Here is a 16,364-nt window from a genome sequence, read left to right on the forward strand (position 1 = left end):
CACTCTTCGAGTAGTCCTGTTGCTGGCCTCATCGAAGGAGGGCTGCGGCGAGTGAATGGGGACGAATTCTGAGTCTCATATCCCTAGGGATTTAAGGCGTCTCACGACTCTCATTTTTCGCCTTTGCGGATCGCCGGAATTTCGCGGCGTGGCGAGTCCCATATCTACGTCGCACAACCTCTTCGCCCGATATCGGTACTCATCGATAGTAAAGAGGCGCCCAAGAACCGAGCGAGGAAGCTGGCCGTCGCGCCAGCGGCCCGCTAAGTGGGAGAAAGTCGACAGTGCTGGCCGCTGGTCCTGCGCGGGTAGATCGGTGAAGCACGCCGCCTGGCCGCGTTGTGTGAGACTGCTTCTCAGGTCTGAATATCTGAATAAGGGAGTGTGATGAACGGCGAGCTCGTTTTCACCGTCAAGGGGGCGACAGCCATCGCTGCAACACCGATAGGTCTAGCCCAAGCCGGCCTGCGGGAAAGACAGCACCTCCAGGAATGGGTCATCGCACATCCAGAGGTCCTTGGCTCCTCCATCAAGATTGTGGCGTTTGAGTTCGGCAGCTGGACAGGTCACATGGGGGTAAAGGAACACGACCGTCTCGACGTCCTGGCGCTGGACGGTGACGGTCATCTCCTTGTGGTGGAGCTCAAACGAGACAAAGCCCCCGACACCGTCGAGATGCAAGCGCTCAAGTACGCGGCGCTAGTCTCGCGGTTCACTCGAGACGACCTTGATAGGGTCCACGCGCGCTATCGCACTCAGACCTCTGGTCAAGAGGTATCCGCGAGCGACGCGGCAGCCGAGCTCGACGCTTGGGCCGAAATCACCGAGGACTCGCTTCGGCTGCCGAAGATCGTTCTCATGGCGACCGATTTCCCCCAAACCGTCACGGCGACCGTCGTCTTCCTGCACCAGCAGCTGGGACTCGACATCAAGCTATTGGTTTTCCAGGCGTATCAAACTTCCAATGATGTTCTCGTCACCGTCTCGCAGCACTACCCGCCGCCTGGGATTGAAGAATTCGTTCTCTCCCCAGAAGTCAACGAGGCGCAGAAAGCGAAAACCGGCAAACACAACAGGCAGCGCGAAGCCAACACCGTCGCGCGTTTGATTGGCGCCGAAGTACTCGAACAAGGCGAACGGTTTCGGTTCCATTCAACTCCGGAAATTCTGGCCACGCTCGAAGAGTGGTTTGCAGACGAGCCCGGACGCGGGTACGCAACCTGGCAGGAAGACTCTTCGTCCCCATTGGTCTGGCAGGCCGACGACCAGCCATACTCTCCGACCGGGCTAGCCCGACTCATCCTCGAGAAGGGAGCAGGCAAGATCGTCGTCGCTCTCCAGGGACCCGCCTACTGGGTCAACGAAGCTGGCGAAAGCTTGGTCGACATCGCCAACAACCTGCCTGAGCAGGAAGAGGTACCAGTCGAAACTCACACCGACCGGATGAGTGCGGCGCTGCTCCCGCTCTGGGAAGACCTCGACGCGAGCATTCTCGCCCTCGGTCCCGAGGTATCACGTCGCTCGCGAGTGCGCGGCCTGAAGTATTACGGCAAGCGCAAGCTCTGCGATGTCACCGTCCACGGTGACCACCTGAGCGTCTACGTCCAAGGACTCAATATCAAGGAGTATCCCGCCACACCATCGAACACGATCGTTAGCGGGCGGCCCCAGTACATCCATGCGCAATTGAAGACCGCAGCTGATCATCACGAGATCCTCGGTCTTCTCCAGAAGGGACTCACCTCACAAGCGACCTAATGGCGCGAAGCCGAAGATCGAGGATTCCTTCCTCACGCGAATCACGGCACCAACAGCATGGCATGGCTGGTCAGAGAAGAGCGTTTCAGACCTCAGCCCGGAGGTATGAAAGGAATATCTACACCACGGGGATGCGCGCAATTACTGCATCGATGTTTGCCCGATTTGCCCGAACCCAATGGTCAGTCCGAGCAAAGTGGGCTCACGATTCAATTCGTGCTGTGTGGGGTGCCATTGAAACGAGTAGCCAGCCAGCTCTAGAGCAATGAGTCCCTCAGCTGCATCGATTCCGATATCAAGATCAAGAATTCGCGGTTCAGCATTCTTGCCAGTGGGGTCCGCGAAACTGCAGTGGGCCGCGGTAAGAATTTCACGGAGACTCTCGGCTTCGGCCACATCTTTTGCCCAAATCCATGTGGCACGGGAGCTTGTAGATATTTCGAGTCTCATCTTCGAACCGTACGCCATGTGAACGAAAAGTCATGGCCACCGTCGGGCGACCAGCTTGTCGCTGTTGCGGGCGATTCTAACGAGCAGCGGCAGTGACCTGTCGGTACCCAAGCGACTACCCCCGGCGCTCGTCATTCATGACAAAGTTCCTGATCGTTCTGTTCAGCAGTACCCAAACCTTACGGTTTTCGTTCTCAGTGAATTCGTGCCGCTGATTGAACAGATCAAGCAGGAACTTATAGTCGTTGGTCCCGTTCGACCGATTGAACCCGTTCGGAGGAAACGCCCCGTTTTCCCGCAGATCGGCAAGCAACGCTCGCGAGAAATAGTCGCCAGTGAGATGCAGACACCCGCACCTACTGGTCAATCCGCCGCACTCGATCGCCCAGGCCCACTGCCTCCCAGTACCCTGATCCCATGGCGCATGGTCGGGCGACGTTAGCCGAATTCCAAGAAGGGGAAACGCGACTCATCTACGCTCGGCGACGCCAAGGCGATGCGACACTCTTTGAACTCGTAAATGGCACGGCCGCGACCATTCGAAGCTGGGCGAAAGAGAACCTTCTCTGCCCGGTTGATGGTTGCGAATCGCCGGCGCTCACAACTGTGAATCGAGGAGTCCGTGCGCGAGACGGCTTCAAACATCTGGTGCGAACCGACGACCACGGACCTGAGTCGCTCTTCCATATCGAAGCGAAAGGTCACATTGCGGATTGGCTACGCCGTCGGTATCCACAAGTAATTGTGCGTGAGGAAGAGCCGTCGAACAAGAATCGGGACCGCGTCGCGGACATCATGGCCACGGCCCTGAACGGCGACCGGATCGCGATCGAAATCCAGTACTCGTACCTTGAGCCCGCGATCTGGCTGAAGCGACACGAATCGTACCGGGATCAGAAGATCCTCGACGTTTGGCTATTCGGCCATCATGGGGATCAGCTGACCCGCGTTCGCGGCACCGAGGACCAGGTTGTCCTCAGTCCTACGCATGAGTTGGTGCTCAGCTGGTCGAGTCGTCCAATATCTTCACGACCCCAGACTGTACGGAGGTCAGCGGCCTGCTCCGCTTCTCGTCCGCGGTGTCCCTTGAACGGCGGGTTGCCGACGACGATTGTGTTCACAGTCGGATTAAGAATGTCCCGCCAGTTCGTACGAAGCGCGTTGCCAACGTGGATTGTGTCAATAGTGCCAAGCGGAAGGGAATCCGGCGCCATGCCGAGCTCAAGGGACATCGCCTGGTTCGCTTGATGGTCAGCGAGGTGCAGCGCGGTCGAAGCGATTCGGGCCGGCCATTCCTCGATTTCAATTCCGAAGAAATGCTCTGGCCGGACGACGAGGTCGTCGCGGGTGAAAAACATCGTCGGAACTTCGGTGGTGTCGCCCAGTTCCCGGAGACGAATGAGGACAGCGAGATCGAGCGCTCGGAGCTCCCGGTAGCTCAGAAGGAGGAAGTTTCCGCATCCCGCTGCTGGGTCGATAAGGCGTATCTGACCGAGGTGGGCACGAAATTTCTTCAGCCCCTGGACGCTGTGCTGCTCATCTGCGAATCGGGTTTTGAGGTCGTCGAGGAATAGTGGGCCGAGGGTCTTGAGGATGTTCGTCTCGGTCGTGTAATGCTCACCAAGCTGGCGTCGAGATTTCTTGTCCTTCACTGCCTGGAACAACGACCCGAAGATAGCCGGGCTGATGTCAGCCCAGTTGAACCGGCACGCGTCGAGGAGCTTGGAACGCATCTCGGAGTCGAACGCAGGGATGCTGATGGTCTCCGCGAAAACGCCGCCGTTGGCATACGGAAGTTTCTGCAGAGCTTCATCGAGATGCCCAGGTTTGATCTTCTGATTAAGCACTTGGAAGAACATCGCAATCTGCGGGCCGAGGTCGGAGCCGTCGTCCCTAGTCCGGTCCTCGATGAATTCCGTGAACAGGTCGCGATCCCAGAGACCCGAGTCGTCGGCATACATGCAGAACAGTATCCGGACGAGGAAGACTGACGCCTCATGGTCGGGGTAGCCGGATTTCTCAAGCGTCTCGTACAGAGAGGCCATGACGCGCGCCGCCTTGATAGATGCGGCCTCTTGCTCCACGGATCCGAACGAACGAGTTTGGTAACCGGCGAGGAACGCCAGGGCTTCCGCCTTCACTGGCAGGCCGGTCAACGCAAACTCCTGGACAGCACCCTCTGTCCGATCGTGAAGGTCGAGGATTCGAAACTGCCGGAAGTCGCTCGTGATTACCCACCGTGGGGCTTCCGCGTCGGTGAGATCGTCGATGTAGTCCAACGCTTGCCGTTCAGCTTCCTCGAGGTTCTTGCCGGCGGACTTCATCTCCACGAGACACAGACCAGGGACAAGAGCGTCGATGTAACCGCCGTTACCAGTCGAGGACCTCTTCGCCCGCCGTTCGTAGGAGGCGGCTTTCGTCTCCGTGATGCCGTACACGCCGAGGAGGTCACGGACGAACGACTGCGCCTGCTGCCGCTCCTCGCCTGGTTCATCCTTCCACTCGGACACGAACTTTCCCGCACGCTTGCGAATCTCGTTCAGAGACCTTGTCGCCACCCCGACACCGACCTTTCTTTTTGCCGACCGGTTCCGCGAATAATAGTCCCTGGTCGTTTCAGCATTTATGACGACCGTACCGTGTCCCCTCGCCCCTGCCGGACAGGTTGTCAGTACCCAAGCCCAGGCCAAAACCGAATCTCGGCGCAGCATCCGGACCGCTGGTTGTGGGGCTTCTTGGACCGCTATCGGAAGTTCTTCTTCGAGTCCGTTTCATTGGGGTGTCCGGTGGCCGCTTTCGTGATGTACACGCGTCCTGGCTTCTTCGCCTTGACGTTGGGCTCATCGACGGCGTACCAGAGGCGAGCACCATCGGTCACTTTGTACTGCCACTGCGGGAGGGCTACACCGTCGATAAGGACTGTCTCGAGATCTCCTCGCAGTCTGTAGCAGCGATCAGGGTCGTACTTCGCGGGATGTGCGGTGAGATAGTCGAAGGCGTCCGCCAGGGCATTCTTCGCGGTGGACTTCAGATCAGTCCACCCGCGTTCGGCAGCGACACTGCCAAAGAAGATTTCGTACTCGGTGCCTTTTACAGGTCGCGGAACCGGGGTGCCGCGTTTCCCCGCCATCTACGGGCGATTAACGCGGACAGGAGCAGCCGGCAGCTCGATGGGCTCGACAGGTCGCATACCCATCGCGTAAGCCAGGGCCGTTTCCTTCCACTCCTGCTGCGCGCGCAGCAGCCGCTCAAACGTTCCCAGCTCACTGGCGGCATAGAGCAGCTGCTCGATCTCGGCCGCGTACGCGCTCAGCTCCCCCGGGGTGAACTCCCCCGTCCACGCGAACAGGTCGGTCAGCGCCGCCGCGACGTCGCCCTTGTTCCGGCCGATCGCACGGATCAGACGACTCGAGAGCGCTACACCGTTCTCGAGGACATCGAGATCGTGACCGCGAAGGATCACGAGATCGTCACCGTCACGGCGCGTGATCCGAACCTGGCCCTCGTCGATGTGGGCCAGAACCTCCTTGGGCTTGCGCAGAAGGTCAGTGAAAGTCGCAGTACTCATATCGACACAGTACATCAGATAAACATCTGATTGAAGGGCTGGGGAGATTGATGCCGGCCTACGAAGTTACGAACTTACAGAGTTACGAAGTTGATCCTCTGTACTTCCAGCGAGCTTGTCGGCCCTGGCCAACAGCAGGTCTACGGCTATGCGAATGAGCGTGTTGTCTGTGATGCGCTCCCCGCCGTCTGTCTTGTTGCGGTTGATTTGGCGAGCCTTGGCCGCGAGGGCATCCATCTGATCGCCGCGCAGGCGTGTCTCTTTCCGAACGAAGGAAAGATAGTGGGCGCCTCCCCCGACGTCAGACGCCCCGATTGGTTCTTTCTGCTTAGTTACCACACGGGTCGCCCGCGCAGGAGTAGGAACAGGCTCGGGTTCTGTTGCCGGTGCTGGTGCCGGTTCAGTCGGAACGGGCACCTGAACGACTGCCTGTACCGCTTCCGGTTTTGGATCGCCAAGCAGCTGGGTGAGTTTCGTCCTCGCCATCACTTGCCTCCCTTGGTGTTGGCCCAGTAGGAAACGAGCTCGAGGGCAACTCGTCGGTAGTCCTCGCGCGCCTTGCTGGCGATTCTGGAGTCACCGTCTGCGTATTGGGTTACAACACGGCCCTCAATGGGAGCCATCTTGTGGATCTTGTAGTCGCGAATTGCCGCTTCGAATCGGGCAAAGCCAGCTCCATCCAACAGCCCCTGGGCATCAACCAGGTCCGACGGAACGCGCGGGTCGACCCGATTGACCAGAACCCGATAGTTCACCCCTGCCGGCAGGACGACCTCATTAATCGTTGCCATCAGCGGAGCAAAAGCGAGCGGAGATGGCTCAGTGGGCAGGATAACAAAGTCGGACTCCCCAAGAACCGTAGAGAGCACGTCTCGGCCTTCAAGAGAACCTGGGGTATCCACGAAGACAACGTCGTAGGGCAGCTCACGCAGCCGGGCGAGATTTCTCGGGTCAGTGTCGTCGGCGACATCGAACGGAAGGCTGTCCCCCGCCCTGTCGGCCCACCACGCGGATGATCCCTGCGGGTCCACGTCGACAACCAAGACCCGGGAGTTCTCAGCGCAGACGCTCGCGAGGTTCATTACTGTTGTTGTCTTGCCGGCGCCGCCTTTTTGGTTGGCTATTGAGACAATGCGCATTCGATCTCCAGTCTGTAACTCTGTAAGTTCCAGATTCCGTAAGTTACGAAGTTCGGTTGTTACTAAGTCTGTTAGTTCGAAAGTACCAGAGTCCGGAACCTACAGACTCATTCAGCTTGCGCGTGTTGCACTTACAAACTTCCGGAGTAACGAACTTCCGACATAACAGACTCACGAAGTTACAGACTTACGAAGTCAATATCTGAGGAAGTTCCCGCCGAACATGTATAGGGGCCGGACATAGCGGAGTTAGGACGTTACAGAGTTCGGAAGTTACAGAGTTGCAGAGTCACGAAGTCACGAAGTCACGAAGTCACGAAGTCACGAAGTCACGAAGTTAGATACTCCAGCACGCAACCAGCTGCGGTGGATGAGTACCCACCATGGCACCGCCGGCCGCGAGGCGGGGGAGTGCCCAGGTGGAGGACACGACCGGCGGTTGCCCCGGCCACAGGCGTCGCCCGCGCCAACCCTGACATCGAGATGAGCAGTGTCCACGCATTACTGACATAGAGATGAGTCCTCACACTCACCGTCCGGGACGGACGGTGAGTGTGAGAGCCACCTCATCCAGCATTGCTTTCGTATTTCGTATTTCATTATTTTGTTACGTGTTTTGTTTTTAGTTCTGTTAGTGTGACGTTATGAGTGATCTGGTGCAGGTGGAGCAGCGTACGTGTCGGTTCCCGGGGTGTGAGCGGCCTGCTATGGCTGCGGAGGCTGGGACGGGGCGGCCGCCGGAGTATTGCAATGACGAGGGCCACAACCGGGCCGCTGCGTGGCGTGCGCGCCGCCGGTTGAGTGCGGAGCCGGCGCGGGGCCTCGAGGACGAGAAGCGTCCGGTTGATGCGGCGAGGCAGCGTGCGAGTGAGATCCGGGGTCAGGTCGCGGGGATGGTCGAGCACCTCGGCGCCCAGCTGAATGCGCTGGTCGAGGAGCTCCGCACGGTCGCGGATCCCGACGCGGCCGAGGCCCAGATCGAATCGGTCACGACCGAGGCAGCCGAGCAGGTCGCGTCGGCGTTGGCGCGGGCGACGCGGGCGGAGCAGGCGCAGCGGAAGGCGGAAGCGGAGCGGGTCGAGGCCGACGCGGCCGCCGTCGAGGCTTCCGAGCTGGCCGAGCAGCAGCAGGCAGCCCTGGCCGAGACCCACGAACAGCTGGCCGAACAGGCCCTGGTGCTGGAGCAGGTCACGGTCGAGTTGGCCGCGACCCGGAGTGCGGGGGAGGCCCGGGACTTGGCGGCGCAAGCGGAGCTGGTCGAGCTCCGCGAGCAGCTGGCCGGCGTCCAGGCGCGTTTGACCGAGACCGAGCAAGCCCGCACCGAGGCGACAGCCCGTGCGGAGGCTGCGGTCATGGCGCGGGCGGAAGCGGACGAGCGGGCCCGGGGCGCGGTCGCCCGCGCTGACGAGGAAGCGGAGCGGGCCAAGCGGGCCGAGGCTGACCTGGTCGTTGCCCGAGAGCAGGTGGACCAGCTCCGCACCGAGCGTGAAACGTCGCGCGAAGAGGTCAGTGCTCTGCGCGGCACGGTGGCGACGGTGAGTGTGGAGCGGGACGCGGCTCGGGCTGACGCTGACCGGGAGCGGGTCCACGGGGATCAGCGGGTCGCTGACCTCCGCACCAGCCAGGACCAGCAGTACGAGCAGATCCGCACCGAACTAGCCGAGGCACGCCAAGACGCCCGCGAACAGCGCACCCGCGCCGACACCGCCGAAGCACGAACCACCGCGCCCACAACCAGGAAACCAGCCTCGAAGCAGTAAACCTCTCCGCCCTCATCAGGTCGACGAGCCCGGGCGAACCACGAGCTGCCGTGGTGGGGGAGCGCGAGGGGACTCGCCCCTCGCCGCCGGCCGCAGGCCGGTGTTACGCACTCGAGTTCGTATCCGTGCGTTCGGTGGCCGCGCCGGTGGGGGAGTAGCGCGGGGTTGCCCCTCACCGGCTGGCCCGTCAGGGCCAGCCGGTGAGTCGCGGCTAGATGTTGCGGAGCATACTCACCACGGTGGGGAACGGGGACAGGCTATCGACGAGGGTGTCGACGGTCCCGGCGTCGGGCTTCTGCGCGAAAGACTCCTGGATTCGGGCGAGCTGTGCGTCGGTGAGGCCGACGGTTTCACCGTCTCCGGTGACGCTGACGGCGATGGCTGTGCCGAAGATGACCGTGCGGGAGCCGAGTCGGTGGGCGAGCACGGTCGCGGGCAGGTTCAGGGTTGACCCGTTGATGAGTCCTTCATCATCGACGAAGAGGTCGATGTCGTCCTCCAGGCCGACGACGTCGAACATCCGGCAGCCGATGGCGGCGATGATGTCCGCCCCGATGCTGGCCTCGTTCACGTCCAGGACGCTGATGGTTTCGGTCGGGTTGATCTTGACGCTGCGGATGCTGGTGGTCATGGGGTTCTCTCTCCAAGGTTGGTGAGGTGCGCGGGGTCCCGAGCTCTCTCGTGGGCAGTGGTTGTGTTGTCGTCCACCGTTTTTCTGCCCTTGGTGGCAAGAGAAATCGATTGAGAGCGGGAGTGCCGCAGTGCCCGCACTCTCGTGCGAAATAAGGGAGCTTGCGACCGCGTGCGAGAGTGCGGGTGACGCAGGCACGCAAGCGAACTACGATGATTGGCCACCAAGGGAAGAAATGTTTTAAAAAAGTCAGGCCGGCGCAGCCGGCTCCGTGTGTGTTCGGCTTCCAGGCCGGATTCACCTGGTGGGGGAGTGTGAGGGGGCAACATCCCCCTCACGGCGGCCGGCCCCGGGGCGGGCCGGCCTACGCGGCAGTTATTCGGGCCGCTGGTGCTGCTGGATCTCCGCATACGGGGCGGTATCGGTCCACGTGTAACCGGTGCTGACGCTGACGGTTTTGGGGTTGGCGCGGACGACGTCGCGCCACTGGCCGCGGATCTTCACCCGGTCACCCTTCTTGACGGTGCTGCGGTCGTAGCCGGTGGCCGTGCCGCTCTCGATCTGGGCGGCGCGCACGGCTACCCAATATGCGATCTGGTCGCGCTTCTCGGCGAGGTTCGGTGCGAGGTGGTCTGCTCGGGCCTGCTTCTGGGCGTCGGTGGCGTCGACGTAGCCGTGTGCGTCGTCGTAGCGCGGGGCGATGATGCGTCGTTCTAACTTGCGCAGCTCAGCCCCCAGAGTGTCGATGCGGTTGGCCACGGTGACGGGCCGGTAGCGGGCGTCGGTGGTGTGGGTGGCGGCGTCGGCCCTTGCCTGGGCGTGGGTGGCGTCGGCGCTGGCTTCAACTGATTTACGCATGGCGTTATCTGCTTTGGCGATCGCATTGCGGTGGCGGCCTTCGGAGTGGTGGCCAACTTTGATCGGTTCTCCTCCTTCGGGCAGGCGGTCAAGCGCGCTCCGGGCGCGGGTCCACGCGTCGTCGCTTGCGGTGCTCTTGCGGTCGGCTGTGGCGGCCAGGGCGTCGACCCGGTCGGCCTGACGTCCGATCTTTCCGGCTTCAACCTCGGCGGTCGTGCGTCGCGTGCTGTCGATGTCGGTTTCGACCTGGAATCCGGCCGCTTCCAGTGCCTCCTGGGTGCGGGTGATGGTGTGGAATTTGGGGAGGCGGTCGCGGGACTGGGGGACGAACCAGGCGCTGATGCTGCGCCCCCAACGCCAACCAACGGTCTTGAGGACGTCGGCGGTTCCGTCGCCTTTACTGGTGCCGTCGATCATGGTTCCGGCGGCGTGGCTGTGGGTGATGGTGAGCATGGTTTCTGTTTCCTCGTTTAGGCGAAGCTGTCGGCGTAGCGGGTCGCGGTGCAGGTTTCTCCGGGCTGGGTGTGTACGGCACCTTCCGAGGTGCACCCGCTGCAGGCGCACCCGTCCGCGTAGCGCTCCCTCGGGTAGGTGTTCTCGTACGGGCAATCGGACTCAGCCATGGGTTCTCTTCTCTTCGTGGACAACTGTTTTTTTGGCCTGTCTGGCAAGAGAAATCGATAGCGACCGGGAGTGCCGAAGTGCCCGCAGTGCCGGGCGAAATAAGCCCGCAGGGCGCGTCCGGCACTGCGGGTGACGCAGGCACGGAAGGGAGCTACGATGATTGGCCAGATAGGACAAAAATGCCCGGCAATCAGTGCCGCACAGCGGCTCCATATCGCTTGTGACGGCTTGGCCGTCGCGGTTTCGGAGTGATATCACTGTGATATTTCGTGGCGGGGGAGTGCGAGGGGGATTCCTCCCCCTCGCCGGCCAGCTCGGGAGCTGGCCGGCTTCCCGGTCTAGAGTGCGGCGGCTTCCTCAGCGTTCGTGACGAGCTGTGCACCGAATTCGCGGATCAGGCGGTGGCATCCGGCACTGGTCGGGGACGTGACCGGGCCGGGGACGGCGCCCACGGGGCGGGCGATGGTCATGGCGTGGGTTGCGATGTTCAACGATCCCGATCGGTAGCCAGCTTCTGTGACGACAGTTGCGCGGGCGGCGGCCGCGATCAACCGGTTTCGCATCAGGAACCGGTACCGGGTCGGGCTCTGCCCGAAGCTAATTTCGGAAGCAACCGCGCCCGTCTCAACAATCCGGGTGAGCAGAGCGTCGTGGCCCATGGGGTAGTACCGGTCGAGTCCGCCTGCCAGGTACGCGACGGTGCGCCCGCCGCTAGCCAGCGCTGCCCGGTGAGCCATTCCGTCTACCCCGTAGGCTGCACCGGAAATGATCACGTGGCCCCGGCTGACCAGGCCCGCGGTGATCTCCATGGTGACGTGTTCGCCGTACCCGGAGGAGGCTCGAGCCCCGACGACGGCTGTGTTCAGGGGGTCGGCCAGGATCTCGGTGGTACCTCGGACCCAGAGCGCGTAGGGGGCGGCGGTGCCGAGGTCGTTGAAACCTGCGGGCCAATGCGGGTGGTCCGGGGTGATCAGTTCTGCCGACCCGGTGTCTGCGGCCGCGAAAGCTGCGGCAATGTTGCCCTCGGTGGCGCGGGGCCGGGTGCGCGCGCGGAGTGTGGCCAGGTCGAGTCCTGCCGCGTCGCCGGTGCCGTGCAGGAGAACGTTCAGGGCTTCTTCCGCGCCGAGTGCGGCGATGAGGTTACCGGTGTCCCTGTCTCCGGGCTCGCTGATGATGGTCCAGATTCCGCGCGCAGCTGCGTCGGTAGTGAATAGCTGGATGGTGGGAACGTGGGTGCTGATGCTGGCGAGCGTGTTCATGGGTTCTCTTCCTCGTGGACAACTGTTTTTTTGGCCTGTCTGGCAAGAGAAATCGATAGCGACCGGGAGTGCCGAAGTGCCCGCAGTGCCGGGCGAAATAAGCCCGCAGGGCGCGTCCGACACTGCGGGTGACGCAGGCACGGGAGGGAGCTACGGTGAACCGCCAGAAAGGACAAAAATGCCCGGCAATCAGTGCCGCACAGCGGTTCCATATAGCTTCTGACGGCTTGGCCCTCGTGCTTTCAGAGTGATATCACTCTGATATCTCTGTGCCGCGCAGCGGCTCCTCTTAGGGGTTTGTGGCGGCGTGGCCGTCGTGGTTTCAGAGTGATCTCACTCTGATATCTCCGTGCCGCGTAGCGGCTCCCCTGGGGGATGGGTACGGCGGCTGCGCCGCTGTTCCTTCACGGCCCGAAGGGACGGGTGCCTGGTTGTTTTTAGGCTCTGGCTTCCGTGCCGGAGTCTGGGAACAGAAGAGGCCCGGCGTGACAGTGGGGGACTGTCACGCCGGGTCTTGGGGCGAGGTTAGTCCTGTGTGAGCGTGGCGGCGTTGGCCTCGGCTGTCTTGGTGGCTGACTTCTCGGCGACTGTGTCGATCACGATCTGTTCGACCTCGCTGAGGTTGTAGCCCCATGCGGCCAACTGCTCGAAGTAGCGGGCGTTGTGGGCGTCCGGGTAGCGCCACGTTTCCTTGCTGGTGCTGTCCTCGATGCCTGCCAGCACGATGGTCAGCGTGACGTGCTGCGCCTTGGTGGGGGAGTGCTCCACCAGTGCGGAGAGCTTGTCAGCGGACCAGTAGTTGGCCCGCTCCAATCCGAGGAGGGTGTGGGCGAGTACGTTGCCGTTCTGGTTGGCTTTGCCGACAACACTGTGGTGCACGGTCAGGCCTAGTGCGATGGCTTTGGCAGTGTCCTTGGGCAGGGTCTTGCGGCTGAGGAACTCGGCGAGCCATTCTCGGCGCACGACCTCGGCGCTGGCCCACGCCTTGTTATGGGCGATGAGGGTTTTGCGTTCGGCCTTCTCGTCGTCGGTCATCGGGCCGCTGGTGGCTCCGCTTCCGCTGGACTTTCGGAATCCGGCAGCCTTGGGGTCTTTCAGGTAGTAGCGCACGAAGGCTGTGTCGCTGCTGGCGTAGGCGTACACGTACGCGGCCCGGCCCACAGCCTCGGTGAGGTGCTCCACGGTGACCTGATCGCCGTCTGCGGTGCTCAGGTAGCTGATGCTGACGTAGTCGGTTTCGTAGGATCCACGGTCCCGATCAAGGATTTCGTAGCCGCGCTCGATCAGGTCGGCGGTCGCGGTGGCCTTGATCGATTCGATCCGGGCCTCGTCGCGGGCGCGTTGTGCTGCGTGGGCGAACTTCTCCGGGGCTGTGGTTGCTATGTCGATGAGCCCGGACACGGTTTCGTCGTCGCCTTCGAACTCGATCAGTGTGGCTGCCTGGTCAAGAGTCAGGGAGTGGCTGACGATGGCGGATGCTGCGACGGCGTTCTCTGCGACAGCGATTCCTGCATTGACTGTGGCGGGCTTGCTGCCCAGTCGCTTGGCGATCACGGCGGGGGTCAGACCCTCGAACGCGAGCTGCTGGAACGCGGCGACCCGGTCGGCGTCGGTGACGGCTTCGCGGTGGTCGTTCTCGGCCATCTGCTGCACGATTCGCTCGACGGTCGTTTCGTCAGACTGGACGATGTAGGCAGGGATGGTGGCCAGTCCGGCTTCACGGGCGGCGAGGGTGCGGCGCTGACCGGCGCGGACGATGATGTTGCCCTGGTCGTCGCAGCGGGCGAGGATCGGCGTCAGAACACCGTTTGCCTTGATGCTGGCCACGAACTCGCGGCCCAGCGCAGCCTCGGAGCGCACGTTCGCTTCCACGACGATGAGGTTGGGGTCGATGTGCTCGATGGTGCCTACGGTGGCGGTGGTGTTAGTCATTGGGTTCTCTCTCCATCAACTGATTTTTTTGCCTGTCTGGCAAGAGAAATCGATAGAGAGCGGGAGTGCCAAAGTGCAGGGTCGTGGAATACCGCAGCGCAGCGAGGATATGCCGCGAAAGCCCGCAACGCAGGCACGAAAGCGAACTACGGTGAAACGGCCAGACAGATAAAAAAATTGAAAGAAGCCGACCGCGCAGCGGTTCCCAGGCCCGCAGGGCTCACCGCAGGTGGGTTGTCCTCCCACAAGGCCACGCGTGAAACCAGCACGGTTCCAACGGCCGGCGGGGCACCGGATGAAACGCACTATCCCCACGATGGCCACCATCGCGCTACCGTGCCGGGGGAGGGCCTCCGTGACTGGTGAAGATGTTAGATACCTACGCTGAATCCGGGGGCCCTCCCCACCACCGCCAAGCATCCCCAACAGCCCAACAGCCTCAGGGCAGGGTCGCGGCTACGCTGCCTCGCCCAGGTACTGCCACCGGTTCTCCGGGTTGAGCAGCCCCGCGCCCACCAGCTCGAGCGCGGAACGGTGATCGGCCAGGTTGGTGCTGGCCCGCGGATACCGCGGCCACACCCTCTCACCCGGCGTACTCGCCTCAAACAACGGCCGGCTCGACACATGCGGGCGCCGCGGCCGAGACCTGGGCGTGGTCATCATCGTGGTCAGTTCGGCTTGCCACCACGCCCACACCTCCCGCTCGATCCGATACCGCTCAGCTCGAGCCAGCAGTGTCCCCAACACGTTGAGCTGCAGGGCTGCCTGGTTCCGAAGATCCTGCTTCGACCTCGCCCACCCATCACGGTGAACGACGAGGAGCTTGTGACGACGGAGGCGACTGAAGATCGTGGCAGTGTGCCGGGCCGTAACACCCAGGAGACGAGCTGCGGAGTCAATGGTGAGGGACGGGTGCTGGCGCAGCAGGGCGTAGAGCTTGCCGGCGAGGTGTCCCAGGCCACGGCGGGTGAAGAGGTCATGGCGTTGGTCGGTGAGTTGTTCCTCGAGCAGAGCCACGAGATGGGCGCGGGTGTTAAAAAGCTCAGCTGCAGAACGACCTGGAGACGACGGGATTCCGGGCGGGGGGCGGGGGTTATTAAGTGGTTGTGACCGGACTGTACTGGGACCTGTGGATAACGTGGAGGCTAGGCGCCATTCGGCGGCGTTGCCGTCGTCGCTCGCACTGACGCGTTCGACGTATCCGGCCTTGGCGAGGGCGGTGAGGGCGTCGGCTGCGGTGGTGCGGCCGAGGCCGCCCATCGGTCCCAGGTCCCGGATGGCGGCGGCGACCGTGCGTTTGCCGGTCTGCAGGGTCAGGTAGGCCAGGGCGCGGAGAATGGTCTGCTGGTTCGAGGACGCCTCGGTGCGGCCCCACCGGCCCGGGCTGACCAGGAAGCGGGTGAGGAGGGCTTCGACGTCGGTCACGATAGCGTCCAGCTCCGACAGGTCCTGCGGCTCCCGCACCGCCGGCAGCGGGCGCTGGAGGGCCGCGTACTGCTGTGCCTTGTCCCACTGCCGACCCAACCGGGCCCGGGCTTCGGCGGCGGCCCGGGGGCGGCGGTCGCCGCGGCCGGTGTTCTTCGTCCGGAAGTGCTCCATCCCCGGTGCGGTCTTGATGGCATGCTCGACGTCGACCAGCTGCCAGCCCGCGTTCGCGGCCGAGAGCAGGCACATGAACCCGGTCCAGCTCGGGTTGCTGCCGCCATCGATAGTGGCCATATGGGCGGTGCCGGCAGTGCTCAGGCGCCGATGCGCCTGGTGGTGTGCAGTGATGGGCCCTGACGGGGCGCTGTCTTCAGAGCGGAGAGACGGCTTCCGCGCCTCAAGCACCGCGGCCAGAGCAGCCAGGTCCGCGAGCGTGGTCGACGGGACGATCAAGCTGTTCAGGTTGCCGCGGAGGACCGTGGAGTAGCTGCCATCACGGTGCGGGGACAACGGCGGCCGCGCGGCACCCGTGACAGCGTTGAGGAGCATGCCGTGGTCCAAGCGGCGGAAATTCGCTCGCGCAGCACTGGCCACCGGGGCGACGGCGAGTTTCGGGGCTCCGCCCTGGAGGGCGAGCCAGATGTGGCGGCCACCCGTCCCCGAGGACTGGCACACGACGTGCTCGATCGAGAGCGCATCCAGGGTGCGGGAGAGAACATCGCACTCGTCGACGGCTTCCTCCATCAGCTCCGCGTCGACGCCGTGCTTGTCCTTACCGTCGAAGTCAAAGCACAGCACCCGGAACAACCCGGTCTCATCGGCCAGGTTCATCGCCCACGGTGTCGTGGGCTCAGTAGGTCCAACCCGGTGGATCAGGGGGTAACTGTTCTCGTCCAACCGCCCGTACGCGTCCCGCTTCATCACGCGCACCTGATCACGCGGACTCATCCGGCGCGTCAA

At 62.8% G+C, this 16,364-nt stretch carries 14 protein-coding genes and 1 pseudogene; 3 read left to right on the forward strand and 12 right to left on the reverse strand.

Annotation, left to right across the window (positions count from 1 at the left end; all coding sequences use genetic code 11):
- Positions 1-387 precede the first annotated feature (387 nt).
- Positions 388-1,758 carry a hypothetical protein gene (locus tag E3T37_RS12640; protein ID WP_134367323.1) on the forward strand — a complete coding sequence of 457 codons (1,371 nt, stop codon included), beginning with the start codon at positions 388-390 and terminating at the stop codon, positions 1,756-1,758.
- Between the two features lie 141 nt (positions 1,759-1,899).
- Here E3T37_RS12640 and E3T37_RS12645 read toward each other — a convergent pair whose 3' ends face one another.
- Positions 1,900-2,208 carry a hypothetical protein gene (locus tag E3T37_RS12645; protein WP_134367325.1) on the reverse strand — a complete coding sequence of 103 codons (309 nt, stop codon included), beginning with the start codon at positions 2,206-2,208 and terminating at the stop codon, positions 1,900-1,902.
- Between the two features lie 417 nt (positions 2,209-2,625).
- On the opposite strand from E3T37_RS12645, the pseudogene E3T37_RS17855 reads away from it, so the two are divergent.
- Positions 2,626-3,087 (forward strand): annotated as a pseudogene (locus tag E3T37_RS17855) (competence protein CoiA family protein); the annotation flags it as partial.
- Positions 3,088-3,143: 56 nt separating this feature from the next.
- On the opposite strand, the gene E3T37_RS17430 reads toward E3T37_RS17855, so the two are convergent.
- The 5 genes from E3T37_RS17430 to E3T37_RS12680 form a co-directional block, all read right to left on the reverse strand.
- Positions 3,144-4,919, reverse strand: coding sequence for a DNA methyltransferase (locus E3T37_RS17430; protein ID WP_370292520.1), 1,776 nt, complete (start codon positions 4,917-4,919; stop codon positions 3,144-3,146).
- A 32-nt stretch (positions 4,920-4,951) separates the two neighbouring features.
- On the reverse strand, positions 4,952-5,338 hold the full coding sequence (locus tag E3T37_RS12665; protein WP_134367332.1) for a hypothetical protein: 387 nt from the start codon (positions 5,336-5,338) through the stop codon (positions 4,952-4,954).
- Positions 5,339-5,776 carry a hypothetical protein gene (locus E3T37_RS12670; protein WP_134367334.1) on the reverse strand — a complete coding sequence of 146 codons (438 nt, stop codon included), beginning with the start codon at positions 5,774-5,776 and terminating at the stop codon, positions 5,339-5,341. It lies immediately after the preceding gene.
- Positions 5,777-5,842: 66 nt separating this feature from the next.
- Positions 5,843-6,262 (reverse strand): hypothetical protein, encoded by a 420-nt coding sequence (locus E3T37_RS12675; RefSeq protein ID WP_134367336.1) that lies wholly within the window; start codon positions 6,260-6,262, stop codon positions 5,843-5,845.
- Positions 6,262-6,915 (reverse strand): ParA family protein, encoded by a 654-nt coding sequence (locus E3T37_RS12680; protein ID WP_134367338.1) that lies wholly within the window; start codon positions 6,913-6,915, stop codon positions 6,262-6,264. Before E3T37_RS12680 ends, E3T37_RS12675 begins: the two co-directional genes overlap by 1 nt.
- Positions 6,916-7,808: 893 nt before the next feature.
- On the opposite strand from E3T37_RS12680, the gene E3T37_RS12685 reads away from it, so the two are divergent.
- Positions 7,809-8,675: a hypothetical protein gene (locus E3T37_RS12685; protein WP_174776832.1), complete on the forward strand. Its 867-nt coding sequence runs from the start codon at positions 7,809-7,811 to the stop codon at positions 8,673-8,675.
- Between the two features lie 211 nt (positions 8,676-8,886).
- Here E3T37_RS12685 and E3T37_RS12690 read toward each other — a convergent pair whose 3' ends face one another.
- From E3T37_RS12690 to E3T37_RS12710, 6 genes are all read right to left on the reverse strand, one after another.
- On the reverse strand, positions 8,887-9,306 hold the full coding sequence (locus E3T37_RS12690; RefSeq protein ID WP_134367339.1) for a DUF3846 domain-containing protein: 420 nt from the start codon (positions 9,304-9,306) through the stop codon (positions 8,887-8,889).
- A 375-nt stretch (positions 9,307-9,681) separates the two neighbouring features.
- On the reverse strand, positions 9,682-10,617 hold the full coding sequence (locus tag E3T37_RS12695) for a DUF3560 domain-containing protein (RefSeq protein WP_134367341.1): 936 nt from the start codon (positions 10,615-10,617) through the stop codon (positions 9,682-9,684).
- Positions 10,618-10,634: 17 nt separating this feature from the next.
- The gene (locus tag E3T37_RS16905; RefSeq protein WP_166806106.1) at positions 10,635-10,787 is read right to left on the reverse strand and encodes a hypothetical protein; all 153 of its coding nucleotides are present in this window, start codon (positions 10,785-10,787) and stop codon (positions 10,635-10,637) included.
- Between the two features lie 339 nt (positions 10,788-11,126).
- Complete coding sequence (gene dprA / locus E3T37_RS12700) at positions 11,127-12,047, reverse strand: DNA-processing protein DprA (RefSeq protein WP_134367343.1); 921 nt, start codon at positions 12,045-12,047, stop codon at positions 11,127-11,129.
- A gap of 525 nt (positions 12,048-12,572) precedes the next feature.
- Positions 12,573-13,979 (reverse strand): ParB/RepB/Spo0J family partition protein, encoded by a 1,407-nt coding sequence (locus tag E3T37_RS12705; protein ID WP_134367345.1) that lies wholly within the window; start codon positions 13,977-13,979, stop codon positions 12,573-12,575.
- A 456-nt stretch (positions 13,980-14,435) separates the two neighbouring features.
- Positions 14,436-16,352, reverse strand: coding sequence for a hypothetical protein (locus tag E3T37_RS12710; protein WP_241994573.1), 1,917 nt, complete (start codon positions 16,350-16,352; stop codon positions 14,436-14,438).
- Positions 16,353-16,364 lie beyond the last annotated feature (12 nt).

The sequence above is a fragment of the Cryobacterium sp. TMT2-10 genome, assembly GCF_004403075.1.
Lineage (GTDB): Bacteria > Actinomycetota > Actinomycetes > Actinomycetales > Microbacteriaceae > Cryobacterium > Cryobacterium shii.